At 63.4% G+C, this 25,517-nt stretch carries 23 protein-coding genes and 1 tRNA gene; 1 reads left to right on the top strand and 23 read right to left on the bottom strand.

Annotated features, from left to right (window positions below; translation table 11 throughout):
• Positions 1-52: 52 nt before the first annotated feature.
• Complete coding sequence (locus ABH924_RS07015) at positions 53-1,291, top strand: acetyl-CoA C-acetyltransferase (RefSeq protein WP_404497803.1); 1,239 nt, start codon at positions 53-55, stop codon at positions 1,289-1,291.
• 22 nt (positions 1,292-1,313) lie between these two features.
• On the opposite strand, the gene ABH924_RS07010 is transcribed toward ABH924_RS07015, so the two are convergent.
• The 23 genes from ABH924_RS07010 to ABH924_RS06900 form a co-directional block, all read right to left on the bottom strand.
• Positions 1,314-2,201 (bottom strand): Bax inhibitor-1/YccA family protein, encoded by an 888-nt coding sequence (locus ABH924_RS07010; protein ID WP_404497802.1) that lies wholly within the window; start codon positions 2,199-2,201, stop codon positions 1,314-1,316.
• Positions 2,202-2,333: 132 nt separating this feature from the next.
• A complete protein-coding gene (locus ABH924_RS07005) occupies positions 2,334-3,041 on the bottom strand; it encodes an ABC transporter ATP-binding protein (protein WP_372460937.1) in 708 nt (235 codons plus the stop codon).
• Entirely contained in the window at positions 3,034-3,921 is an 888-nt protein-coding gene (locus tag ABH924_RS07000) for an ABC transporter ATP-binding protein (protein WP_404497801.1), read from the bottom strand. Before ABH924_RS07000 ends, ABH924_RS07005 begins: the two co-directional genes overlap by 8 nt.
• Positions 3,914-5,116, bottom strand: a complete 1,203-nt coding sequence (locus tag ABH924_RS06995) for a branched-chain amino acid ABC transporter permease (protein ID WP_234751306.1) — start codon at positions 5,114-5,116, stop codon at positions 3,914-3,916. The genes ABH924_RS07000 and ABH924_RS06995 overlap by 8 nt, the downstream gene beginning before the upstream one ends.
• The gene (locus tag ABH924_RS06990; protein ID WP_234751305.1) at positions 5,113-6,132 is read right to left on the bottom strand and encodes a branched-chain amino acid ABC transporter permease; all 1,020 of its coding nucleotides are present in this window, start codon (positions 6,130-6,132) and stop codon (positions 5,113-5,115) included. Before ABH924_RS06990 ends, ABH924_RS06995 begins: the two co-directional genes overlap by 4 nt.
• 78 nt (positions 6,133-6,210) lie before the next feature.
• The gene (locus ABH924_RS06985; protein ID WP_234751304.1) at positions 6,211-7,440 is read right to left on the bottom strand and encodes a branched-chain amino acid ABC transporter substrate-binding protein; all 1,230 of its coding nucleotides are present in this window, start codon (positions 7,438-7,440) and stop codon (positions 6,211-6,213) included.
• A 241-nt stretch (positions 7,441-7,681) separates the two neighbouring features.
• A tRNA-Leu gene (locus ABH924_RS06980) sits at positions 7,682-7,755 on the bottom strand.
• Positions 7,756-7,795: 40 nt separating this feature from the next.
• On the bottom strand, positions 7,796-8,716 hold the full coding sequence (locus tag ABH924_RS06975) for an N-acetyltransferase (protein ID WP_404497800.1): 921 nt from the start codon (positions 8,714-8,716) through the stop codon (positions 7,796-7,798).
• Between the two features lie 90 nt (positions 8,717-8,806).
• Positions 8,807-10,252, bottom strand: a complete 1,446-nt coding sequence (locus ABH924_RS06970) for an NAD(P)/FAD-dependent oxidoreductase (RefSeq protein WP_404497799.1) — start codon at positions 10,250-10,252, stop codon at positions 8,807-8,809.
• Between the two features lie 71 nt (positions 10,253-10,323).
• Positions 10,324-11,721, bottom strand: coding sequence for a S8 family serine peptidase (locus tag ABH924_RS06965; RefSeq protein WP_404497798.1), 1,398 nt, complete (start codon positions 11,719-11,721; stop codon positions 10,324-10,326).
• 16 nt (positions 11,722-11,737) lie between these two features.
• Entirely contained in the window at positions 11,738-12,685 is a 948-nt protein-coding gene (locus tag ABH924_RS06960; protein ID WP_404497797.1) for an exopolyphosphatase, read from the bottom strand.
• Positions 12,682-13,398, bottom strand: coding sequence for a DUF501 domain-containing protein (locus ABH924_RS06955; RefSeq protein ID WP_404497796.1), 717 nt, complete (start codon positions 13,396-13,398; stop codon positions 12,682-12,684). Before ABH924_RS06955 ends, ABH924_RS06960 begins: the two co-directional genes overlap by 4 nt.
• A gap of 56 nt (positions 13,399-13,454) precedes the next feature.
• Positions 13,455-14,192, bottom strand: coding sequence for a septum formation initiator family protein (locus ABH924_RS06950; RefSeq protein WP_404497795.1), 738 nt, complete (start codon positions 14,190-14,192; stop codon positions 13,455-13,457).
• Positions 14,193-14,349: 157 nt separating this feature from the next.
• Positions 14,350-15,630 (bottom strand): phosphopyruvate hydratase, encoded by a 1,281-nt coding sequence (gene eno, locus ABH924_RS06945; protein ID WP_404497794.1) that lies wholly within the window; start codon positions 15,628-15,630, stop codon positions 14,350-14,352.
• Positions 15,631-15,723: 93 nt separating this feature from the next.
• Positions 15,724-16,362: a MazG nucleotide pyrophosphohydrolase domain-containing protein gene (locus ABH924_RS06940; protein WP_404497793.1), complete on the bottom strand. Its 639-nt coding sequence runs from the start codon at positions 16,360-16,362 to the stop codon at positions 15,724-15,726.
• A gap of 139 nt (positions 16,363-16,501) precedes the next feature.
• Positions 16,502-17,656, bottom strand: a complete 1,155-nt coding sequence (locus tag ABH924_RS06935; protein ID WP_404497792.1) for an adenosine deaminase — start codon at positions 17,654-17,656, stop codon at positions 16,502-16,504.
• A gap of 28 nt (positions 17,657-17,684) precedes the next feature.
• A complete protein-coding gene (locus tag ABH924_RS06930; protein WP_404497848.1) occupies positions 17,685-18,389 on the bottom strand; it encodes a DedA family protein in 705 nt (234 codons plus the stop codon).
• A 189-nt stretch (positions 18,390-18,578) separates the two neighbouring features.
• Entirely contained in the window at positions 18,579-19,229 is a 651-nt protein-coding gene (locus ABH924_RS06925) for a DedA family protein (RefSeq protein WP_404497791.1), read from the bottom strand.
• A 65-nt stretch (positions 19,230-19,294) separates the two neighbouring features.
• Positions 19,295-20,605, bottom strand: a complete 1,311-nt coding sequence (locus ABH924_RS06920) for a thymidine phosphorylase (protein ID WP_404497790.1) — start codon at positions 20,603-20,605, stop codon at positions 19,295-19,297.
• The gene (locus tag ABH924_RS06915; protein ID WP_404497789.1) at positions 20,602-21,012 is read right to left on the bottom strand and encodes a cytidine deaminase; all 411 of its coding nucleotides are present in this window, start codon (positions 21,010-21,012) and stop codon (positions 20,602-20,604) included. Before ABH924_RS06915 ends, ABH924_RS06920 begins: the two co-directional genes overlap by 4 nt.
• Before the next feature lie 2 nt (positions 21,013-21,014).
• Positions 21,015-22,544 carry an ABC transporter permease gene (locus ABH924_RS06910; protein WP_404497788.1) on the bottom strand — a complete coding sequence of 510 codons (1,530 nt, stop codon included), beginning with the start codon at positions 22,542-22,544 and terminating at the stop codon, positions 21,015-21,017.
• Positions 22,541-23,914: an ABC transporter permease gene (locus tag ABH924_RS06905; RefSeq protein WP_404497787.1), complete on the bottom strand. Its 1,374-nt coding sequence runs from the start codon at positions 23,912-23,914 to the stop codon at positions 22,541-22,543. Before ABH924_RS06905 ends, ABH924_RS06910 begins: the two co-directional genes overlap by 4 nt.
• Complete coding sequence (locus ABH924_RS06900) at positions 23,907-25,457, bottom strand: ABC transporter ATP-binding protein (protein WP_404497786.1); 1,551 nt, start codon at positions 25,455-25,457, stop codon at positions 23,907-23,909. The genes ABH924_RS06905 and ABH924_RS06900 overlap by 8 nt, the downstream gene beginning before the upstream one ends.
• Positions 25,458-25,517: the final 60 nt, after the last annotated feature.

The raw sequence follows: 25,517 nt of genomic DNA, 5'->3' as shown, positions 1-25,517 counted from the left end.
CTCCAGTCCGTTCGCCGCCTTCGGCGAGCGGGCCCCGGCGTAAGCTGGGGGCATGACTGAGGCCGTCATCGTTTCCACCGCCAGAAGCCCCATTGGACGGGCCTTCAAGGGGTCCCTCAAGGACGAACGTCCTGACGACCTCGCGGCGGCGATGGTGACTGCTGCGCTGGCAAAAATTCCGGCATTCGATCCGGGAGCACTCGATGGCCGTGGCCTCGATGACCTCTACCTTGGCTGCGCCGAGCCCAGTGGCGAAGCCGGTTCGAACATGGCCCGGGTGGTGACCGTCCTGGCAGGCCTGGACACTGTCCCCGCGGCCACGATCAACCGCTTCTGCGCCTCGAGCCTGCAGACCCTGCGGATGGCGTTCCACGCGATCAGCTCCGGGGAAGGCCATGCCTTCGTCTCGGCGGGGGTTGAGTCGGTGTCCCGTTACCAGAGCTGGGTCGGGGCAGGGGAAACGGACACCAGCCTGCATAACCCCCTGTTTGAAGCGGCGCGTGCCCGCACGGCGGCCCGGGCCGCGTCCAACACGCCGTGGACGGATCCCCGCATGGGCGGACGGATGCCGGACGTCTACATCGCGATGGGACAGACAGCCGAGAACGTCGCCACGAGCCACGGAATCAGCCGGGCGGAGCAGGATCTGTGGGCGGTCCGGAGCCAGAACCGCGCTGAGGCGGCCATTGCCTCCGGTTTCTACGCCCGGGAGATCACGCCGTACACCCGCAAGGACGGCACCGTGGTGGAGCGCGACGATTCACCCCGCGCCGGCGTCACCCTTGAAGCCGTCAGCGCCTTGGAGCCGGTCTTCCGCAAGGAAGGGACCGTGACCGCGGGGAATGCATGCCCGCTCAACGATGGCGCCGCCGCCGTCGTGGTCATGAGCGATTTCAGGGCCCGGGAGCTTGGCCTCGAACCGCTGGCACGCATCGTCTCCACAGGCGTCAGCGCACTTTCCCCGGAGCTCATGGGCATGGGACCCGTGGAATCGTCCCGCCGGGCCCTGGCCTTGGCGGGGCTGAGCATGGCAGACATTGACCTCGTGGAACTCAACGAAGCCTTCGCCGTCCAGGTGGTGGCGAGCGCCCGCGAGCTAGGCATCGATCCCGAGAAGCTCAACGTTCATGGCGGCGCCATCGCCCTTGGCCACCCGTTTGGCATGACAGGCGCCCGAATGACCACTACCTTGCTCAATGGCCTCCGCGAACGGGATGGCACCTTGGGACTGGCGACCCTCTGCGTCGGTGGCGGACAGGGCATGGCGGTGGTCTTCGAACGGCTGTCGTAAGCCGCTCGAAGACCTCCCCGCGTTAGTCGTCGCCGCGCAGGATCGCCAGTAGGCGGATGATCTCCACGTAGAGCCACACGAGTGTGACGGTCAGGCCGAAAGCGGCCGTCCAGGAGTATTTCTCCGGAGCACCCTGCCGGACACCCTGTTCGATGCTCGTGAAGTCCATGACGAGGGAGAACGCGGCCAGGCCGATAGCCAGGATGCCGATGAAAACGCCCAACGGGATGCCGAAGATGTGCACGCTGCTGCTCAGGCCGAACGGCGACTGGACGGCGCCGGTCCACACCAGGACCATGTTGATGACTGCGAAGACGAGGTAGCCGAGCGTGGCGATCATGAAGAAGCGAATTGCCTTGGGTGTGGCGCGCACCTTGCCGCTCTTGAAGAGAGCCAACGTTACGCCGAAGACGGCAAGGGTGCCGATGACTGCCTGCAGGCCAACGCCCGGGAACATGCCATCCAGGAGGCGGGTCAGGCCTCCGAGGAACAAGCCCTCAAGGCCGGCGTAAGTCAGGATCAGTGCCGGGGACGGCTGCTTCTTGAAGGAGTTGACCATGCCCAGGGCGAAGCCGCCCAACGCGCCGACAATCATGAGGAGACTTGCCGTGCCGGGAGCCACGAACAACGTGACGGCTGCGCCAAGCAACAGCACCGCAAGGCAGGCTGCCGTCTTGACGATGACGTCGTCGAAAGTCATACGGCCGGTCTCGGCCGGACCGGCTGCGGGCTGGTTGTACATCTGCTGCAGCTGATCGCTGGTCATCTGCGGCTGTGCCGCCCAGGCGGGCTGGCCGTACTGGGGCTGGCCGTACTGGTTCTGGCCGTGGGAGTAGCTGGGAACAGGCGGAGCCTGTGTGGCTCCACGGAAATTCTTTCCGTTGAAGATCGGGTTGCCGCCGAGTGCCATGGTGGGTGTCCTTCTTGCCGTGGGTGCGAAGTGATAGTTCACGCTACCAATTCCCACGCTTAGTCCGCACCGAAAGTTCCACCGCCGCTGATGCCGGCACCCTGTTTGTTGTGAGGGTGCCGGCACATGCGGCTATCCGACGCCGAGGTACGCTTCCTTGACCGCCGGGTTGGCGAGCAGTTCCTTGCCGGTTCCCCTGTGCGTAATTGACCCGGTTTCCAGGACAAAAGCACGGTGAGCACGGGCGAGGGCCTGGTTGGCGTTTTGCTCCACCAGAAGCACCGTGGTGCCTTGGTTGTTGATCTCGGTGACAATCTTGAAGATCTGGCGGATGAACTGCGGAGCAAGCCCCATGGAAGGTTCATCCAACAGCAACAGCTTGGGGTTGGACATCAGCGCCCGGCCAATCGCGAGCATCTGTTGTTCCCCACCGCTCATGGTGCCGCCGAACTGCTTGATGCGCTCCTTCAACCGTGGAAACAAGTCGAAGACGCGCTCCAAATCGTCTGCCACCTTGGTCCGGTCCTTGCGGCCGTAGGAACCCATGTCAAGGTTCTCCTCCACCGTCATGCCAGGGAAGATTCCGCGTCCCTCAGGGGCTTGCGAAATTCCTTGGACGACTCGGATGTGCGCTTTCATCCTGGTGATGTCCTGCCCGGCGAAGGTGATGGAGCCAGCCGAGGGAGTCAGCAATCCGGAGATGGTCCTCATGGTGGTGGTTTTGCCGGCACCATTGGCACCGATGAGCGAGACGATTTCGCCCTCATCCACGCTGAATGACATGTCCGAAATGGCTTGGATCCGGCCGTAGTGGACGGAAACGTTCTTCAGCTCAAGCAAGGTCATCTTCAGGCTCCCCGAGATAGGCGGAAATAACTTTCGGGTCGTCGCGGATAATCTTGGGCAAGTCATCCGCGATCTTTTTCCCGAACTCCAGGACCACGATCCGGTCGGTCACGCCCATGACCAACTTCATGTCGTGCTCAATGAGCAGGACCGTGTAGCCGTCGTCACGGATGGTCCGGATCAGGGCCATGAGGTCTTCTTTTTCCGCGGGATTGAACCCGGCCGCAGGCTCATCCAGGCACAGGACCTTAGGGTCTGTGGCCAGTGCCCGCGCGATTTCCAGGCGACGCTGGTACCCATAAGGAAGGTGCCGCGACAAGAAATGGGCATGATCAGCGATGCCGACGAACTCAAGCAGTGCCATGCCGCGATCAATCGCGGTTTTCTCTTCCCGGACATGGGTGGGCAGACGCAGGAGTGCCCCGCCGACACTCGTGCGGTGGCGTGCATCGAGACCAACAACCACGTTTTCCAAAGCGGTCATCTCACCAAAAAGGCGGATGTTCTGGAAGGTCCTGGCCAAGCCTCGCCTGGTGATCCGGTGCTGCGGCAGTCCGTTGAGCAATTGGCCTTCCAATAAGACCTTTCCGGACGTCGGCTTGTACACGCCTGTCATGGCGTTGAAACACGTGGTTTTGCCGGCACCGTTAGGACCAATCAAGCCGAGGATTTCGCCTCGGTTGATATCGAAAGTGACATTGTCCAAAGCCGTCAGGCCACCGAACTTGATCGTCAGGTCTTGGACCTGGACCAAGGCTTCGCCCACCTTGGTGACAATGTCCCTCTCAGGCGCTACCTTCCCGGCGACGTCAAGGTCCACACCCTGCTCCTTGAGTGCTTCCACATCAATATCCGGTTCAATTGCTTCACTCATTGTCAGCCCCCTTTCCCGGTTCCAAAACGACTTTGCCCGAAGGAGGGATGTCGCCTACGGCGCCCTTGAGCTTGTTGTAAGCCAAGCGTCCGTACGCGAGGAGGCTCTGGCGTGCCGGCAGGAGACCGCCGGGGCGGAAAATCATGATGACCACCAGCGCCGCACCAAAGATCAAATACTTGAACTCCGCAATCGCGGTAAAGCGGAGCGGAATATATGCCACCAACGCACCGCCAAGAATCGCACCAACCTTGTTTCCCGTGCCGCCCATGACAACAGCAGCGACGAACAGGATTGAGGTGGCGATGTCGAATTTCTGGTTGTTCACAAAACCCACCTGGCCGGCGAACAATGCACCCGAGAGTCCGCCCACGGAAGCACCAATCGCGAAGGCCCACACCTTGTACTTGAACGTCGGGACGCCCATGATTTCCGCGGCGTCTTCATCTTCACGGATGGCAATCCACGCGCGTCCCACGCGGCTGCGCTCCAGGTTTCCGGCGGCCAAGAGCACCAGAATGATGATGGTCAGCGTCAACCAGTACCACGGAGTTCCGCTCGAGTTCAGGAAGATTGGCTGGCCGCTTGAATCCGTTCCCGGAGGGTGGCCGACGTTCTGGAAACCAACTTGGCCTTTCATCGCCGGAATAATGGTGGCCAAAATGCGCACGATCTCGCCGAAGCCCAGCGTGACAATAGCCAGGTAGTCGCCGCGGAGGCGAAGAGTAGGCACACCCAGGACCACGCCAAAGAACATGGCGACCGCCATAGCCAGCGGCAGCGTCCACAAGTAGGGAATGTGCACATACGGAGAATCCGGGCTGGTAAACATTGCTGCCGTGTATGAACCCAGGGCAAAGAATGCCACGTAGCCCAAGTCAAGGAGGCCCGCATAGCCGACCACCACGTTCAAGCCCACAGCCACCAGGGCATAGACGGACATTTGCGCGAGTGCAATTTGCCAATTGTTGCCCGGTTCCGTCGTGATCAGCGGCGGATTGAGGATGGGAAGCAAGTACGCAATGACAACGACGACGATCAGGATCAACCATTGGGTTTGGCGCGGGAGCGCATTCCATTTGTCACTTAGTCCGGGGAACCAGCCTTTGCGCTGCCGCATCTTGGCTTCGCGGTCGGCAATCTCCTGCGCTGAAGCATCATCGGGAATAAGCGTGGGGCCGTCTGTTGTGCTCATGCCTTACTCTTTCCAAGCGAGCTACCCAAGACACCTTCGGGTCGCACAATCAATACCAACACCAGGACCACGAACGCGACAACGTCCGTCCATTGGGAACTACCCAGGAGCACCTGGCCGTAGTTGCCAATCAAACCGATCAGCAGGCCGCCCAGCAAAGCACCGCGCACATTGCCGATGCCTCCGAGGACAGCGGCCGCGAAGGCTTTGACGCCGAGGATGAATCCGCCGTTGTATTGCACGCCGGACGGGATTTTCATGACGTAGAACAAGGCAGCTGCTCCGGCCAGGATCCCGCCGATGATAAAGGTCGTCACGATGATCTTTTCCTTGTTGACACCCATCAAAGTTGCGGTATCCGGGTCCTGCGCCACGGCACGGATGCCTCGGCCGGTGCGGGACCGCCTAATGAACTGATCAGTGGCGATCATGAGGATAATCGCAGCGACGACAATAACCACCTGCTGCGAATCGACGATGGTCCCGAAGACGTCGAAAATAGCGAGCGGCCGGAACATCGTGAGCGCAGCCTCCGGGCTCGGTCCGCGCCACCAGTAAATGGTGTACTGAATGGCGAAGGAAACACCGATGGCGGTAATCAAGAATGCCAGGCGGGGCGCCTTGCGCTGCCGCAAGGGTTTATAAGCCACCCGTTCCACGATCACTGCCATCAAGGCTGAGGCGATAATCGCGACGACGAGGGCGAGGACAAGGTTTCCCACGATGGCCCAAAAACCCAGCCTCGGAGCAGAGGGACCGAAATTCAGGGCGCTGAGGGTAAAGAACACTCCGTAACAGCCCGTGATGAACACTTCGGAGTGGGCAAAGTTGATGAGGTTGAGAACGCCGTAGACGAGGGTGTAACCGAGGGCAACCAACGCATAAATTGCCCCGAAGGTCAACCCGTCAAAGGTGGAACTCCAGAAGTTTTGGGTGAACGAGTTTACGTCGAAGGTGATCCACGTGTCGTCCACGGGAACCGAGTGGAGCAGGTTGGGAATTACTTCACTGATCATGGCACTTCCTGATGTAATCAAAAGAAATGCTGGGGGTCGGCATGGATGCTAACCCCCAGCATTCATCTGGGCTCGGTGTTATTTTCCGATGACGCCGATGGGAACGATCTTGCCGTTCTCAACTTTGTAGCCGTAAACATCAGGCGTTGCCAGTTCGCCGGTTGCATCCCACTTGTAGTGCTTCGACAGACCGTCTGCATCGTAGGACTTGACCCAGGAGAGAAGGTCCGCGCGGGACTGCTTGCCCTTGTCGATACCTGAGAGCAGGACCGTGGCTGCGTCGTAACCTTCAATGGAGTAGGTTCCGGGTTCTGCGTTGGCCAGCTTCTTGTACTCGGACTCGAAGCTCGGGATCAGCTCGCCGGGGATGCACGGGCAGGTGAAGTATGAGTTCGACGACGCGTCGCCGGCCTGCTTGATGAACTGGTCATCCTTCACGCCATCCGGACCCACGAAGGAGCCGGTAAATCCCTTTCCAACCAGCTGCTGGTCGAAGGGAGCACCTTCTGCGTAGTAGCCGGCGTAGTAGACGGTGTCTGCCTTGGCGTTCATGATCTTGGAAATCACGGCCGAGAAGTCCTTCTGGCCAGTGACGACCTTGTCGGACCCCACCATCGCGGAGCCAAGGGCCGCGGACGTTGTGGTTCCCAGACCGATGCCATAGTCAGAGTCATCCTGGACGAGGTAGACCTTCTTTGCCTGCAGCTTGTCCGTGAGGAACTTCGCCGCCGCCGGACCCTGGACGGCGTCATTGCCGAGGGCGCGGAAGAAGGTGGTCCAGCCGTTCTTCGTCAGGCTCGGGTTGGTTGCGGAGGGCGTGATGTGCACCAAGCCCTTCTGCTCGAAGATGTTGCCGGTGGCCTTGGATTCTCCCGAGAAGGGCAAGCCCACCACTCCGATGATGTCCGACTCGGACACGATCTGCGTTACCGGGCCAGTGGCCTTGTTCGGATCGCCTTCAGTATCGAATTTCTTGAACTGGACCTGGCAGCCGGGGTTCGCGGTGTTGTGCTGGTTGATGGCCAGCTGGATGCCGTTGAAGATGTTGATACCCAGCTGGGCGTTGGGTCCTGTCTCGGCACCGGCATAGGCAAGGGTGGTGGTTGACGGGCATGTTCCTTTGCCATCGCCTGCAGGCAAAACAGCTCCGGCAGGAACGTCGACTTTGGAAATCGCAGGGATATTGATCCTGCCGCCGCCACCCGAGGTCTCTGTGCCGCTAGGGGCCGTCTGATTCGCACAGCCCGCCACTAGCATGCCAAGGGTGGCTGCTGCTGCAATCGCCGAAATGACTTTCTTCCTGTACATAAATAGCCTCCGCGGTGCGTCTGATTCGTGGTCATTCGCCCGAAGTCACTTTCACTTCGAACATGTTCCATGAGAGTACTACCAAATATGTGTCCTGGAACACATATATGCAGGTCAGGATCTAATAACGGTGGATCACCCCCCTGCCCGGACAACCCTTCGTATGAACGCGGGGTTAAATTCCTGTCACGGCACAAGCTGGCGCAACACGGGGGGCGGCACGGTTCGCATCTCGCGTGCGTGCCCCAGGTGGGACTCGAACCCACAACACGCGGATTTTAAGTCCGCTGCCTCTGCCAATTGGGCTACTGGGGCGCCCGGATAATGGTAACCCAGTGCACTCCCCTCTTTGGTCTCAGAGCCCGTGGAACGGCGCGGCATAACGAAAGGTTCCGCCGACGCCGTCGGGCCATGCTTTGAGGGGCAACAGCTGGAAATGGTCTCCCCACCCGGCGTCGGGGGCCATCACGCCCAGCTTTCGGGCGGGTAGAAATCCGAAGCGCGGGTAGTACCCGGTACTGCCCAGCAGGGCGATGCCAGGTTCGCCCGCATCGTCGGCCCGTCGCGCGGTTTCCCGCAAGAGCGCAGATCCGATGCCGCGCCGCTGCAAGTGCGGCTGGACGCTGATGGGGCCCAGCCCCAAAAGCCGGAGCTCCCCGATCCAGCCGCGGGTACTGATGACGTGGCCTACGACCTCACCGGCAATCTCGGCCACGATGCTGAACTCCGGCAGGTACTCATCGCAGTCGAAGAGTTCACGCAGCAGCGTCGCTTCGGCCGGGACTCCTTCGACGGGCAGCCAGGTGGCCGGGCTGGTGGAAAAGGCGGCAGCCGTGAGCGCCAGTACGGACTCGCGGTCGGCCGGCCTCTCCGTTCGAAGCACTACGCCTTGGCCCAGCAGTCCAAGCACTTCCATGGCGTGCCCGCGTTCGGCGGAGGGAACCAACAGGTGGTCGTGATGGAATCCGGCCAGGACGTTGCAGCTGATACCGGCTGCCGTGAGGGCCGAGCTGACTGCCGCGGTGAGCCCCACAGCCTCGAGCGCGGAGTGGATTTGAAGAGTGATCCACGCCGCCACGAAATCGTAGGACAGTCCCAGGCGCCCGGCTTCCTCTCGGCGCAGCACCACGGTGAGGCCTTCCGCTTCGCGGACAGCGGCTTCGATATTGCCTTCAAGCGGTTTACCGTGCGGCCACAATGCGTACACGTAGTCGCCGTCTCGAAGCACGGGGTGCATGGATCTCAGGAGAGTCGTCAGATCGCTTTCGCCAGCCATGCTGCAAGTCTAGGACCCGCCGATAAACGACGACGGCGGCCGCCTCCCGCGTGGGAGACGGCCGCCGTCGGCGGGACTACTTGGCGTTCGCTACTTGGCGTCAGCCGTGACCGGAGCCTTGGCCTCGGCGGGCTCAGCGGCCGGCGCGGGTGCGGCGGCCGGCTTGGGAGCCGGGGTGGCCGCGGCCACGAAGGCTCCGCGCGGGTTGTCGAGGTCCAGGAGCTGGGTGGTGTCGCGGCCCATGGTCATGCCCAGGAGCCAGTTGAAGATCACGCGGACCTTGCGCTCACCGGTGGGGATGGCCAAGCCGTGGTAGCCGCGGTGGGCCAGCCACGCGAGTCCCCCCTTGAGGCCGATACGGCCCAGGATGTTGATGTTGGCAACGCCCTTCCATTCGCCGAAGCCGGCAACCGCACCGAGGTTCTTGTGCTTGTAGTCGGCCATGGGCTTGTCCCAGCGGGAGGCCCACAGGTTCTTGGCGAGGCGCTTGGCCTGGCGCAGTGCGTGCTGGGCGTTGGGAACGCAGGTGCCGTCCGGCAGGCCGCTGCCGGTGAGGTCCGGAACGGCAGCGATATCGCCGGCCGCCCAGGCGTTGTCGATGATGCCTTCGTCGCCTGCAATGCGGAGGTCCGGGAGGACACGGACACGTCCGCGCGGCTCGAGCGGGAAATCGGTGGAGCGGATCATCGGGTTGGCCTGCACGCCGGCCGTCCACACGAGGGTGTCGGCTTCGAACTCCTGGGCAGGGGTCTTGTCCGGCAGGTTGATGAGCTTGAGGCTGCCCTCTGCGTTGTCGAGGGAGGTGTTAAGCAGGACCTCGATGCCGCGGCTGCGCAGGTGTTCAACAACCCACTCGGCCTGGGCTGCGGTGACCTCGGGCATGATGCGGCCCATGGCTTCGACAAGAACGAAGCGGACTTCTTCCTGGCGGATGCGCGAGTTGTTCTTGACGGCAGCGCGGGCGAGGTCTTCCATCTCGGTGATGCACTCGATACCGGCGAAACCGCCACCCACGACCACGAAGGTCAGGGCCTTGGCGCGCTCGGCGGCGTTCGTCATCGTAGAGGCGAGCTCGATGCGCTCAAGGACCTTGTTTCGCAGGGCGACCGCTTCTTCGATGGTCTTCAGGCCAATGCCTTCGTCAGCGAGGCCCTTGATGGGGAAGGTGCGGGTAATGGCGCCGGCGGCAACCACGACGTCGAAGTACGGGATCTCGAAAGGCTCTCCACCGTCGGCCGGAGCAACAACGGCGGTGCGGTTCTGGTGGTCGATGCTGGTGACGCGGCCCTGGATGAGTTCCGTCTGCTTGAGGTGCTGGCGGTGCGAGATGACGGCGTGGCGTGCCTCGATGTTGCCGCCGGCCACTTCGGGGAGGAAGGGCTGGTAGGTCATGTAGGGAAGCGGATCAACGACGGTGACGATGCCGCCGGCGTTCGCGATCTTCTTCTGCAGCTTGAGTGCTACGTACAGGCCGACGTATCCGCCGCCGACAACGAGAACACGGGGACGGTCAATGAGCTCAGGGGTGGTTGCCATAAGAATAGAGTACAGCACCTTGTGAAAATCTTCACTAACTATTTCCCGAAGCTACGCACCAGCGCCGGAGGCTATTTCGGGCCGCTCGGATCCACGACGTCCACCACGCCGGTCGCGGGTTCGTCGGGCAGTTCCGGGGAGGCCCGGTAGGCGCGCCTCAATTGGACGGAGGCGCCCGCAACGATCGCCACGAAAAGCGAACCAAAGCCGATGACCACCGCGGCCGGAACCGCAGTGTCGGCCTGCGAGGGCGCCTTCGCCGCAGGAACTGTGGGATCCGCCAAAGTGGCTGCGGGGATGCTCGGCTTCGACGTTGACTGAGGCGTGGGGCTGCTGAGGTCCCCGCGCCGATGCACCCGGATCCATTCCGCAATGGATCCCACCGGATTGCTCGCCACCTCGGGCACATCGGCTTTCAGGGCCGCCTCGGCGTTGAGGATGCCGTAGCCATAGATGGGGTCCTTGCCGGGCGCCCCTGCATCCACGGCCGTCGACACAATCCTGTTGATGACCTGTTTGGCGCTCATATCCGGCCATTTCGAGCGGATAAGCGCCGCGACGCCGGAGACGATCGGCGCGGAGCCGGACGTGCCGGCCCAATCTTCATAGCTCCCCCCGGGCAGGCCACCCACCAGCTTTTCCGCCGGTGCCGAGACGCCGATGCTGATTCCCTGCGAAGAGGCATCGACGCTGGCCGTACGGTTCCGGTCGAGTCCTGCCACGGTCAGTACCCCCGGAATCGTGGCGGGCGCGCCCACCTGGACGTTTCCGCCGATCCGGTTGCCCGCCGCAGCCACGATCACCACGTCCTTTTGTTCGGCATAGAGGAACGCCGCGTCCCAGCTTTGGGGCCAATCAGGCGAGGTGCTGCCGAGGGAAATATTGATGACCTTGGCGCCGTTGTCCACTGCCCATCGAACAGCTTCGGGAATCTGTTCCTGGTCCGTCTTGCCCGCGGGATTCGGCGAACCGAGCCAAGCGGAGACGGACAAGATCTCGGCCTCGGGGGCGACGCCGACGATTCCGTCCGGGCCAACACTGGAACCGGGCGAAGAAGACGACGTCGGCGACGGAGACGAGGGAGCGGTCGATGGACTGGCCGAAGCGTGTCCGCGCCCTGCCAGGAGAGTTGCGACGAGGGTCCCGTGCTCGGGTTTGGCCCCGATGCTCTTCTGTCCGTTCGGATCGCCCGCACCGGAAGCGTCGGTTCCGCCGACCACCGCACCCTTGAGGTCGGGGTGTTGCCCGTCCACCCCGCTGTCGATGATCGCGACTTTCACCCCCGCGCCCTTTGATACCTGCCAGGCTGCGGAAATGCCGTACTCGTTGAGCCAGTATTCCTTGTCCCGCCAAGAGTCGGCGAACGCCGAAGGGGCAGTGAGCAGGGCCCCTGCAAGGCTTCCCCCGGCCAGCATGGCGGCCAGCGCGGCCGATGCTGTCCGGCGGCGCCAACCGTGTGGCGATGTCATCAGCGAATACCCATCGTTAACGAATACTCAGCGCGATGCCGTCGAGAATGTCGTGCTCGCTGGAGATAGCCCCAGTGATGGAGCCCTCTCCCAGCTCAGCCAGGCGCTGGAGGATACGGCGCCATACGAGGGCTCCGGCTCCGATGACGTCAACGCGTCCGGGGTGCATGTAGGGCAGCCGGGCACGCTCCTCGCGGCTCATTTCCAACAGGCTCGTGGCCGCGTCGCTGATGGTCTCCAGGTCCAGGCTGGCACCGTGGATGAGTGCGGGGTCGTACTCGCTCAGGCCCAAAGCGTGCGCCGTGATGGTGGTGACGGAGCCGGCAACGCCCACGACGGCGGTGGCCCGGCCCAGCGGGACCGTGCGGGCGACGAGGTCAATGGCTGCGTCGACATCGGCTTCCGCGGCGGCGATCTGCTCCGGCGTCGGAGGGTCGTTGCGGAGGTGCCGTTCGGTCAGCCGCACGCAGCCGATGTCGACGGATTTGGCGGCAATGACGCCGTCGGAGTCTCCGAGGACGAACTCGGTGCTTCCGCCGCCAAGGTCCACCACAAGGACCGGGTCCTTGCCGCGCGAAGGCAGCACGCTGCTTGCACCGGCGAAGGACAGGGCGGCTTCTTCGTCGCCGGAGATGACCTCGGGTTCGACGCCCAGCAGGTCCCGGATCCCGTCAACAAAGACGTCCCGGTTGCGGGCGTCCCGGCTGGCAGAGGTCGCCACGAAACGGACGCCCCCGGCGCCATGATGGCGGATCAGCTCGGCGTAGTCGGCGGTTGCCGCAAAGGTGCGTTCGAGCGCCTCGGGGGCAAGCTCGCCGGTGGCGTCAACCCCTTGGCCGAGGCGCACCACGCGCATCTCGCGGACAACGTCCCGCAAGGGAGACCCTGCGTCCGCACCGTTTGAATCAGCAATCAGGAGCCGAATCGAATTGGTGCCGCAATCGATGGCAGCTACCCGGTTCATACGTTGAGCTCCCCTGCGGCTGGTTCCCCTGATGGCTCTGTTCCGTGGGAGGACTTGGATTTGCGGACCGGGGCGGGACGGCCCACGATGTCCGGCAGGCCCTGCGGTCCGTGGCGGCTGAGGTCCCGGGACGGGGCCTCCCCCGCACTGTCCCACGCGCCGTCGCAATAGCAGCGGTCCGCGGTCCACCATTCGCTGATCGCCCGGATGGCCTCGTCACCGAGCGGATTGACGCCGGGACCGGCGGCCAGGGAATGGCCGACCAGCACGTGGAGGCACTTGACGCGGGTGGGCATGCCGCCGGCAGAGACGCCTGCGATCTCGGGGACGTCCCCGGTGCCGGCCCGTCCGGCAATCTCGTCACGCGCCTGCAGATAGGCTTCGTGGGCGCTCCTGTAAGCCGCAGCCAAAGGCTCGTCGGCCGTGAGCCGTTCGTTCATCTCATTCATGAGCCCGCCGGCCTCCAGCCGCGACACGGCGGCGGTGATGACGGGGTGCGTCAAGTAGAACGTCGTGGGAAACGGGGTGCCATTGCTCAGACGCGGAGCCGTCGCGGCGACCAGCGGGTTGCCGCACACGCAGCGCGCCGGGATTTCGACGACGTCACGCACCGGCCGTCCGAGCTGGCGGCTGAGGATTTCGAGATCGTGTGCTGATGGCTTGCGGGACTCCTGCGATGCAGGTGCCGAGTTGTCTTCCACTGGCGCTGCCATCCTTCCTGCCCTGTTTGGCCGCGCCCATCAGGGCGCGACGGCGGCGGGCACCGCGTCTAGTCTGTTGCCGAGCGCCTGATGGATTCCCACAGGCCATCCACCCATGGCAGATTGGACGGGCTTCCGGAAGCTCCTGAGCTGGTGCTTCCGCCCGGTGTTCCGGCGGGAACGTCTCCACCAAACACCCAGTAGCCTGCTTCACCCGGCATAACCATGTTAATGCGGTCCCGGGCTTGTTGTTTCACATAGTTGGGATCCTGCCACCGCGTGATCTGCTTCTGGAGGCTGGCCTGCTCGGCCTGTTTGCTGGCAATGTCGGCTTCCAGGCCGGAGATTTCCGCCTTTTTCTCCAACCAGATCTTGACTGTGGGCGCGAGCATGATGGTGATGGCTATCATCACCACGGCGAGGGCAAGCATGCGGCCGGAGAACGCCTTCGCAGGCACGGGGCGCGCGCTGTGGTCCTTGTCGAGGTGGGCGGACCCGGCACCGGACGTTTTGTTCGATGCCTTGCCGACAACCGGGGTGTTTCCCGGCCCGCCCGGAAGCGAACGTCCAGGTTTCGCCGCAGAACCAGCCTTGGGTCCGGACTGGCCCTTGCTTTGGGTGCCGCCTTCGGCTTTGGCATTGGACGCCTGTCTGGACCCTGCGGGAACCGGGGTCTCCTGCTGGCCAGCGCTTGCCTTGCGGGACTCGCCGAAGTCGGCACGGATAACGTGGCCGCCGTCGGGGTTCTTTTGGGGCGAGCGGCCCAGGGCATCTGCCCGGGGGACCTTGGGGCGGCGGGTGGCCATGACACTCCTGTAATGCCTGGTGCTTGCCTGGCGGGTTGCTGCGCTTTGCGTGCCTCACGGAGCCTGCGGTTTGCCGAGGTGCTCGCACATTTCGTTAAACAGAACCGGTGGCTATGGTCTTTCCACCATAGCCACCGGTCAGCTGTTTCAGCGGATACTAGCCCTTGAAACGCGGGAAAGCGCTGCGGCCGGCGTAGCGTGCGGCGTCGTCGAGCTCTTCTTCGATGCGCAGCAGCTGGTTGTACTTGGCGACGCGCTCGGAGCGGGCAGGGGCACCGGTCTTGATCTGGCCCGCGTTGGTGGCAACGGCGATGTCAGCAATGGTGGTGTCCTCGGTTTCGCCGGAGCGGTGCGAGGTGATGGTGGTGTAACCGGAGCGCTGGGCCAGGGAAACGGCGTCCAGGGTTTCGGTCAGGGAACCGATCTGGTTGACCTTGACGAGCAGGGAGTTCGCCGTGGCGGAGTCGATGCCCTGCTGCAGGCGGATCGGGTTGGTGACGAAGAGATCGTCGCCGACCAACTGGACCTTGTCGCCGATCGCGTCGGTGAGGGTCTTCCAGCCTTCCCAGTCGTTTTCGTCCAGCGGGTCTTCGATGGAGACCAGCGGGTAGTCTGCAACGAGTTCGGCGAAGTAGGCGCTCATCTCGGTGGCCGAGAGTGCCTTGCCTTCGAACTGGTAGGCGCCGTCCTTGTAGAACTCGGAGGAGGCGACGTCCAGCGCGAGGGCGATGTCCTTGCCCGGGGTGTAGCCGGCGTTCCTGATGGCTTCCTGGATCAGGTCCAGCGCAGCACGGTTCGACGGCAGGTTCGGCGCGAAGCCGCCTTCGTCGCCGAGGCCGGTCGAGAGGCCCTTGGCCTGCAGGACGGACTTGAGGTTGTGGTATACCTCAACGCCCCAGCGCAGGCCTTCGGAGAAGGTCTCGGCGCCGATCGGGGCGATCATGAATTCCTGGATGTCGACGTCGGAGTCGGCGTGGGAGCCACCGTTGAGGATGTTCATCAGCGGGACGGGCAGGACGTGGGCGTTAGGGCCACCCAGGTACTTGTACAGGGGCAGGTCGGCGGAGGCGGCGGCTGCGTTGGCCACGGCGAGGGAAACGCCGAGGATGGCATTCGCGCCGAGCTTGGCCTTGTTCGGGGTGCCGTCGAGGTCGATCATGGCCTGGTCGATGCTGCGCTGGTCCGTGGCGTCGAAGCCGATCAGGGCCGGGGCGATTTCGTCGATGACCGCGTCAACGGCCTTCTGGACGCCCTTGCCGAGGTAACGGCCCTTGTCGCCGTCGCGCAGTTCAACGGCTTCGTGCTCGCCGGTGGAAGCACCGGAGGGAACTGCCGCGCGGCCGATCTGGCCATCGGAAAGCAGAACTTCAACTTCTACTGTCGGGTTTCCGCGGGAATCAAGGATCTCGCGGGCGTGGATGGCATCGATAAGCGCCATGGACTGCTCCTTATGGTGAAGCGATTTACTGGGAATCTTGAGGGAAATTCTCGACGTCCTCGTCGCCACTAGCCTAGTCGAGACCGGCCAAGGTTACGGAACAGCGTCGGATCCCTCACGTTTTGTGGCTTCGCCGTCGCGGCCTTGGTAGCGGCGGACGGCGCCGCGCAAGGCCCGTTCGGCGTCGAACCCCTTCTCCCGCGAGCCCGCGACGACGGCGAGCAGCAAGTCCCCAAGCGCAGCTTCGGAGTCGGGAACCTCCACCGCCGCCATTGGACTGCCGCCGCGTTCCGGGCCGCCCGCGCGCTCTGCGCGCTCGGCACGGTCAAGGGACTTTTGCGCCAGGGCGAGGGCAGGAAGGTGTAGCGGTATTCCTTCGAAGGGATCCGAACGCCCGGGTCTTTCGGCCTTCTTCACGGCGTCCCACTTTTCGACGATCTCCTCCACGGTGGCCGGGAAGGATTCCTGCAAGGATCCGTCCGGCTTGAAGACGTGCGGGTTGCGCCGCACCATCTTCTCCGTGATGGTGCGCGCGACGTCGTCGAAGGTGAACTGTCCTTGCTCCTCGGCGAGCCGGGCGTGGAGCACCACTTGGAGCAGCACGTCGCCCAGCTCGCCGCGGAGTTCGTCGGCAGTGTCGGAACCGGAGGCGCCGGCCTCGATCGAGTCAACCACCTCGTACGCTTCCTCGATCAGGTACTCGATGAGGGATTCGTGGGTCAGCGCCCCCATCCACGGACAGTGCTCGCGCAAAGAGGCGATCTTCCCCAGCAGCTCCCCAACCTCGCAAGCTCGGCCGGGGACCCCTGCCGCCGTGGGCCCAACGAGCGCCGCGACGGGACTTACAGAGGCTGTCCCGCCAGTGGACTCCTCAGCCAAGGTTGGCGTAGGCGTCGTTGATGTACTCCACCAACGCTTCTTTTTCGTCCAGCGGCAGGAACGACGACTCGGCGGCGTTGAGGGTCAGTTCGAGGAGGTCGTCGAGATCGTAGTCGAAGGTCTCCACGAGAAGCTCGAACTCGTCCGTGAGCGTCACGCCGCTCATGAGCCGGTTGTCAGTGTTGATGGTGACGTTGAAGCCCAACTGGTAGAGCATGTCCAGCGGGTGGTTCTCGATGCCTTCGCCGAAGTTCGCGATTGCGCCGGTCTGCAGGTTGGACGAGGGGCAGATTTCCAGCGCGATTCCGCGATCGCGGACCCAGCCGGCCACCTCACCCAAGGTGACCATGCCAATGGTGTCCTCGGCGTCGTCGTCGGCCTCTTCGCCCTCGGCATCTTCGAACTCAACGGTGATGTCCTCGGCGATACGCACGCCGTGGCCCAAGCGCAGGGCGCGGCCGTCCACAAGGGCTGACTGGATGCTTTCCAGACCCGCGGCTTCGCCGGCGTGCACCGTAGCCGGGAAGTTGTGCTCGGCCAGGTAGGTGAAAGCGTCCTTGAAACGGGAAGGCAGGAAGCCGTCTTCGGCTCCGGCGATGTCGAAGCCGACAGCTCCGTTGTATCGGTGGCGTACGGCGAGCTCGGCAATTTCCTGGCCGCGGTCCGCATGGCGCATCGCCGTGATGAGCTGGCCCACCTGGATCTGGCCGCCGGACTCCTCAACTGCGTCCACGCCGGCGTCGAGCCCTTCCTGGACCGCGTCCACAACCTCATCGAGGGTGAGGCCCTTCTGCAGGTGCTGTTCGGGCGCCCAACGGATCTCGCCGTACACGACGCCGTCGTCAGCCAGGTCCTCAACGAACTCCTTGGCGACGCGCGCCAGGCCTTCCTTGGTCTGCATGACAGCAATCGTGTGGTCAAAGGTTTCGAGGTAGCGGACCAAAGAACCGGAGTCCGCGGACTCACGGAACCACTGGCCCAGCGCTACGGGATCCGTGGAAGGCAGGGTGTGGCCGACGGCCTCCGCCAGCTCGATGATGGTGGCCGGGCGCAGTCCCCCGTCCAGATGGTCGTGAAGGGAAACTTTCGGCAGGCTCTTCAGGTCGAAGTCAAGGGCAGGGGCGGCGTCAACAATGGGGTCAGTCACGTCTCAACTCTAGGGGGACGGAAGAAGCTTAGCCAGCAGGGTTTGAGCGCTCGACGCCGGCCGCCGCGTTAACCGCGGTCCCCGTGTCTGCTGCGGCTGCTTCCGCGGAAGCTGCTTCCTTCTTCTCGCCGTCCTTCTTTTCGCCGTCCTTCTTTTCAAGGCGCTTGTGCCACCAACGCAACGTGTGGTCCACAATGACGCCGAGTACCACGGCGAATGCCACGGCAATCCCCACGCCGAGGAGCGGGTTGTTGTGCACCCAGTGGCCGGCCAACGATCCAATGCCGATCGAATAAGCTACCCACGTGAAGCACGCGAAGGCATCCAGGAAGAAGAAGGTCTTGTGGCGGAAGCCAGTCTGTCCGGCGACGTAGTTCACCGCTACCCGGCCCCACGGTATGTACCGGGCTGTGAAGATAAGCACTGCGCCGCGCTTGTCCAGCTCGTAGTGTGCCCAGGCGAACATCTTCTGGACCTTCGGCTTGCGCATCCATTTCCAGCGGTCCAGGCCGATCTTGCGGCCCAGCATGTACGCCATGTTGTCGCCGGCCATGGCCCCGACGAGCGCCGTAGCGCCGAGGAGCCACAGGTTCGGCTCACCTCGGTGCATGGCAAGGGCAGAGAGTCCTACGATCGCGGTCTCACTTGGAAGGATCGTGGCAAAGCCGTCGATGAAAAAGAAAACCAGGAGCACCGGGTAGATCCACGGTTGCCCGGCGGCATGCTCGAGCATGTGGTTCATGAATTCCACGCAGGCATTGCTCCTCAAGGAAAGTCACACGGTCGCGTGACATAGATCGCTATCCAGTGTCCCACGGCCCGGGCGTCGTTCGCTACGCCCCGGCCGGGGTGGGACACAATTTAAGGCTAGCTCGAAAGCTGGAATGGAAGCATCCCCCCGTGGAGGGATCTTCAATCCCTGCTACATGACGGATTCCTCTTCGGGCTCACCGGTTTCTTCGTCCTCTTCGGTGGAAGGCGTGGCCCCGCGGACTTTGCTGATGATCCGGTCCACGATGATTCCGAGAATGACGGCCGCGCCGATTGCGATAATCGCTCCGAGCAGGTGGTTGTGCTCGAACCATTGGCCGAAGAACACACCGATGGCCACCGAATAACCGGCCCACAGAACGGCAGACATGGCCGTGAGCGCCACAAACATGCCGTGCGGGAAGTGGGTTGCTCCGGCTGTGAGGTTGACCGCCACACGGCCGACGGGGATGAACCGGGCCACCATGATCAGTGACGCGGCCCGGCGTCGAAGTTCCCTCCCGGCCCAGCGGAACGCACCCTGCATCCTTTGGGACTGCATCCGCCGCCAGCGGCGAACACCTACTTTGCGGCCGATCAAGTAGGCGATGTTGTCGCCTGTGAAAGCCCCAAGGGCCCCCGCCAGCATCAGCAGCCACGTGTTGGGCATCCCTGCGGTCACGGAGACTGCAGCGAGTCCCACCACCATCGACTCGCTGGGAACGGGCGGGAAGAAACCGTCGATCACGCAGCAGGCAAAAACCAGAAGCAAAACCCAAGGCTGCCCGGCCGCGGCGAGGATGAAGTCGTTGATGGCTTGCACGGTCTTCCTAACGAATGGCCGCAGGGATTGTCTCCCGGGCATCCCAAAATGCCCGGGAGATCAGCCTAGGAGATCCGGTCGATGATGAGCCGTTGCGCCGGCCGTGAGCCTTCCGGCGCAATGAGCACGGCGCCCTCCAAGGCTTCCTTGGCCCTTTCGAACTTTTCCGGGGTGTCGGTCAGGAGGGTCATGAGTGGCTCTCCCGCCCGGACCAGGGCGCCCGGTTTGGCATGCATCCGCACCCCTGCACCGGCCTGGACGATGTCTTCCTTCCGGGCACGTCCGGCGCCGAGGCGCCACGCAGCCACACCCACGGAAAGAGCGTCGAGCTCCACCAGGACGCCGTCGGCCGGAGCCGGGATGACCTCGGATTCCTTGGCCACGGGCAGGGCGGCACGCGGATCGCCGCCTTGGGCTACGATCATGCGGTTCCAGACGTCCATCGCGCGGCCGTCCTTGAGGGCGGCCGCGGGGTCGGCGTCGTGCACTCCGGCGCAGGCGAGCATCTCTTCGGCGAGCCTGACGGTCAGCTCGACGACGTCTTCCGGACCGCCGCCCGCAAGCACCTCCATCGATTCCTCCACCTCGATGGCATTGCCCGCAGTCAGGCCCAGCGGCGTGCTCATGTTGGTCAGGAGGGCCACCGTGTTGACGCCCGCATCCTTGCCCAAGGCCACCATGGTTTCGGCCAGCTCGCGGGCACGGGCTTCGTCCTTCATGAACGCCCCGGAGCCCACCTTTACGTCGAGCACCAGGGAGCCCGTGCCTTCGGCGATCTTCTTGCTCATGATGGACGAGGCGATCAGCGGAATGGCTTCCACGGTGCCCGTAACGTCGCGCAGGGCATAGAGCTTCTTGTCCGCCGGTGCCAATCCCGTGCCGGCGGCGCAGATGACTGCACCCACGTCCTGCAGCTGGGCCAGGATTTCCTCGTTGCTCAGGTTCGCCCGCCAACCGGGAATTGCTTCGAGCTTGTCGAGCGTGCCGCCCGTGTGGCCCAGTCCCCTGCCGGAAAGCTGGGGAACCGCCACCCCGAAAACCGCCACCAACGGCGCAAGCGGAAGGGTGATTTTGTCCCCGACGCCACCGGTGGAGTGTTTGTCGGTGGTGGCCTTCACGCCGCCGTCGGGACGCCGAAGGCTGGAGAAGTCCATCCGCTCGCCCGAGGCGATCATCGCTTCGGTCCAGCGCGAGATCTCGGCACGGTCCATCCCGTTGAGCAGGATCGCCATGTTCAGGGCCGCCATCTGCTCGTCGGCAATGACGCCGCGGGTATAGGCATCGATGGTCCAGTCGATCTGCTCCGGGCTCAGGGTGCCCTTGTCCCGCTTGATGCAGATGATCTGTACGGCATCGAACGCTTCAGTCTGTGTCACCGGTTCTCCTCCAGGTTGTCGGGACCGAAGGCATCTGGCAGCACTTGGTCCATGGTCTTGATGCCCTGCGTTGTCATGAGCTGCATGCCGGGTGCCCGGAATTCATACAGCAATTGCCTGCACCGGCCACACGGCATGAGGACATTGCCCTTCGAGTCGACGCAATAGAACGCCCGCAATCTTCCGCCGCCACCCATATGGAGGTCTCCCACCAAGGCGCACTCGGCGCACAGGGTGAGTCCGTAGCTGGCGTTCTCGACGTTGCATCCGCTGACGATCCTCCCGTCCTCGGTGAGGGCGGCGGCCCCCACCGGGAACTTCGAATACGGAGCGTAGGCCTTCCCCATGGCCGCGACCGCGGCGGCCTCGAGGGCCGCCCAGTCCACTTCGGTATCCGTGAACGCCACGGTCAGCCCTTGACGTACGGTATGCCGCTTGCCGCCGGCGGCCGGGACCTGCCCACCAGTCCAGCGACGGCGAAGACCGTCAAGGCGTAAGGCAGCATGGCCATGAACTGGCTCGGCACGGGCGAACCGATGATGGTGATGACGCTCTGGAGGTTGTCCGCGAAGCCGAACAGCAACGCGGCCAGGAAGGCCCCTATCGGGTTCCAGCGACCGAAGATCAACGCTGCCAGGGCGATATACCCGCGACCACCGGACATGTCCTTGCTGAAGGCATCCACGGATACCAGCGTGAAGAACGAGCCGCCAATGCCCGCGATCGCACCGCCCATGAGCACGTTCCAGAAACGGGTCCGGTTGACGTTGATGCCCACGGTGTCGGCCGCTTGCGGGTGCTCGCCGACGGCCCGCACGCGCAGTCCCCACTTCGTGTGGAAAAGGCCGAGGTAAACGACGATCACGGCGATGTACATCAAATAGCCCACGAGGGACTGGTGGAACAGGATGGGGCCGATGACGGGGATATCGGACAGGAAGGGAATGTCCACCGGAGGCAAGCGCCCCGGCTTATTGAGTCCATCCGGGTCAGCCGTCAGCAGCGTCGAAAAGAGGAAGCTCGTCAGTCCACTGATGAGGACGTTGAGCACGACGCCGACGATGATCTGGTTGACGAGATACTTGATGCTGACGACGGCCAGGACCAGGGAAACAAGGGTTCCAGCGATGGCCGCCGCGACCAGCCCGGCGTAGACATTGTGCGTCACGGTGGCAACAACGGCTGCGGAGAATGCTCCCAGCAGGAGCTGCCCTTCAATGGCAATGTTGACCACACCGACGCGTTCGCACAGGACGCCGGAAAGGGATCCGAAGACCAGCGGCACGGCCAAGGTGACGGATCCTGCGATCAGTCCGGCGAGGGAGATCGACGGCTCATCGCCATTTCCGCCAGCGACGATCCAGACCATGAACCCGATGAGGAACACGGCGGCAAAGGTACCGCCCACCCAGCTGGGTGCGGCTTTCTTCGCCTGGGTGAGGTACACCGTGTAGCCGGCCAGGGCCAGGAGAATCACTGCAGCGATCCAGCCGATGGCCGCGGAAGGGAGCGTGATCTTGGAAACCTTTGCCACTCCCAGCGCGGCAAGGCCGAGGACCACGACGGCGGCGACGGTGGATGGAGGCAACCAACCCGGCACTGTGCCTGACCCAGATGCGAGGCCTGAACCCGACGCGAGGCCCGAACGACGGCGGACGAACCACAGGTATCCGAGACCAACGGAAAGCAGAAGGGCCAGGACGAACGTGACCAAGGCAGCAACACTTGAGGCCGCTTCATTGGCCGCCTCGGCAATGCCGAAGCCTGCCGACTTCGAATTGGACATGAACCCGAACAGCACGGTTCCCAGGATTGCGAGCAGGGACAGTCCGATGCCGGCCTTCCAGCTCACCAGCTCGGTGGCACCCGTTTTTCCGGGGCTCGCCGGGGCGTTACCGGCGGGTGTGCCACCGCCGGGCTGAGTTGTTGTGGTGCTCATGCTGTTGCAGCTCCGCTCTCGATTTTTCCGGAGGGGATGGTTCCGGAGCCGGGGCCGCCAGTGGCCTTCTTCTTTTTCCGCGGGTTCAGTCCGAAGATCGCGCGCACTAGTGGCGGTGCCGCAATGAACAGGACGATCAAGGACTGGATGACCAAGACGATGTCGATGGGGGTCTGGGTTTCAGCCTGCATTGCGACGCCGCCCGCACGGAACGCGCCGAACAGGAGGCCGGCGAAAAAGGTTCCCCAGGGCGTCGAACGGCCCAGCAAGGCGACCGTGATGGCATCGAATCCGATGGAAGCCGCGACGCCTCCGGAGAGGTATTTCTCCGTTCCGGATACCTGTGCAATGCCGGCCAGGCCTGCAAGCGCACCCGCAATCGCCATCACCAGGATCACGGCGCGGGGAACGTTGATTCCAGCGGTGCGTGCCGCGCTCTGGTTGGCGCCCACGGCCCGGAATTCAAAGCCGAGCGTGGAGCGCTTCAGGAGCCACCAGACGAAGACCGTTGCCAGCACAGCAAGGAGGAATCCGGCGTGGAGCCTGAACTGGGGGCCGAGCAACTCCGGGAACAGTGCCGACTGGTCCAGGAAGGGCGAGATCGGGTTGGTCGAGCCCTTGCGCTGGAAAGCCGGAGTGGTCAGGAGGAACAGGAGCAGGAAGTTCGCGATGTAGTTCAGCATGATGGTCACGATGACCTCATGCGCGCCGGTCCGGGCTTTGAGGAGGCCGACGACGCCGCCCCACACCGCGCCGCCGACGAATCCGGCAACGATGACAAGCAGCAAGTGAACCAGCAATGGCAAGTGCCAGGTAAAGCCGACGTAGGCGCCGAACAGCGCGCCAAAGATGATTTGCCCTTGCGCACCGATATTGAACAGTCCCGCACGGAAGGCCAGGGCCACGCCGAGTCCGGCCAGGATCAGGGGCGTGGAGACCGTCAGGGTTTCAGTGATCGGGTACAGCTGGGCTGCGGCGTCGGCCCCGGCCCAGTTGAATATCGAGCCTTGGACCAGTGCCACGTAGGGCCTGAAGACCTCGGTGAGCATGTCCCCCGGCTGCGCGAAGAAATAGCCTGCTGTTTCGGCCACTTTGGGGTTGGTCACGGCCATCAGGATTCCGCCGAGCACAATCGCGAGGAGCACGGACAACACCGAGACCATGGCGTTTCCGGTCACGATCTGGCGGAAGACCGAACCACCGGCGGCGTGCGGGATCTGTCCGCCTTGGCTGGTAGCCGGAATTACTGACGGGGCCATTGCACCGTCTGCCGTGTCCAGTGCGACATCCAGGACGACCTCGTCGTCCAATGTTTCCGGGCGCTCCGGCTCGACCTCGTTTTCTTGTCGAGGGGTGTTGGACTCAGACATGTGTTCCTCCCTCGAGGGTCTTGTGCGCAGTCAGTTCTGCCTCATGTTCCGGAACGCCGGCCATCATCAAGCCCAGCACATCACGGGAGGTACCGGCGGGAACGATCCCCACCAGCTTTCCGCGGTAGAGAACGGCGATCCTGTCAGCGAGCTCGAGCACTTCGTCGAGCTCCGTGGACACGATCATCACCGGAGTTCCGTTGTCCCGTTCGGCAATGACCCGCTTGTGCACGAATTCGATGGAACCGACGTCGAGGCCTCGGGTGGGCTGCGATGCGATGAAGAGCCTTAATGGCCTGGACAGCTCCCTGGCCAAGACCACCTTTTGCTGGTTGCCTCCGGAGAGCGTACCCACGGCGACATCGATCGACGGCGTCCGCACATCGAACTCCTCGACCTTCTTCTCCGCGTGGGACGCTATCAAGGCCGGTTTCATGCCGATGCCTTGGGCAAAAGGCGGCTTGTCGTACAGGTCCAGGATCATGTTCTCGGAAATGGAGAACGTTCCCACCAGGCCGTCGATCTTGCGGTCCTCAGGGACGAACCCGACGCCGGCAGACAGGACCTGCTTGACGCTCTTGCCGAGCAATTCGACGTCGTCGAGGATGATGGACCCGGTGACGTGCTGCTGGACGCCGAGGATGGCTTCCGTGAGTTCCGTCTGGCCGTTGCCTTGGACACCGGCGATGGCGAGCACTTCACCCTTGGCGATGTCGAAGCTCAGCCCGTCCACGACGTGCTGGCCGTTGTGGTCAACAACGGTCAGGTCCCGGACCTTGAAAGTCGCCTCACCCGGTTGGGCCGGTTTCTTTTCCAGGGTCAGGCTGACCGCCCGGCCCACCATCGCCGAAGCGAGTTCCGTCGGGGACGCCGAGGGATCGGCCGAGCCCACTACTTTCCCGCGCCGGATCACCGTGATGATGTCCGAAATTTCCTTGACCTCACGCAGCTTGTGCGAAATGAAGACAATTGATTTTCCGGCGGCCTTGAGCTGCCGGATGATATCCAGGAGCTCATCGGTTTCCTGCGGAGTGAGAACCGCGGTCGGTTCATCGAGAATCAGGACTTCGGCGTCGCGAACGAGTGCCTTGATGATCTCGACCCGTTGCTGCACGCCCACGGGCAGGTCTTCCACGAGGGCATCGGGGTCGACGTGGAATCCGTATTGCTTGGAAATCTCGGAGATCCTGCGGCGGGTTTCATCCAGGTCCAGGAAACCGGCAGCCTTGGTGGCTTCGTTTCCCAAGGCGACATTTTCGGCGACGGTGAATACCGGAATCAGCATGAAGTGTTGGTGGACCATGCCGATCCCTGCCGCCATGGCATCGCCGGGACCCTTGAAGACGACCGGCTTGCCGTCGACCAGGATTTCGCCCTCGCTGGGATCGTAGAGTCCGTAAAGGACATTCATCAGGGTGGATTTTCCGGCACCGTTTTCGCCCAACAGGCAATGGACTTGGCCGGGTTCAACCACGAGGTCGATGTGGTCATTGGCTACGAGGGATCCGAAGCGCTTCGTGATCCCTTTCAGTTCGAGTTTCAAAACTCCAACCCATCTATAAAGGATGGCCCCTCGTCATCACCGTGGTCCCAGCATAGTGCT

The sequence above is a fragment of the Arthrobacter sp. GAS37 genome (genome assembly GCF_044908325.1).
GTDB lineage: Bacteria > Actinomycetota > Actinomycetes > Actinomycetales > Micrococcaceae > Arthrobacter > Arthrobacter ramosus.
Note: the sequence above shows the minus strand (reverse complement) of the source record. Positions and strands in the feature narration are given on the sequence as shown.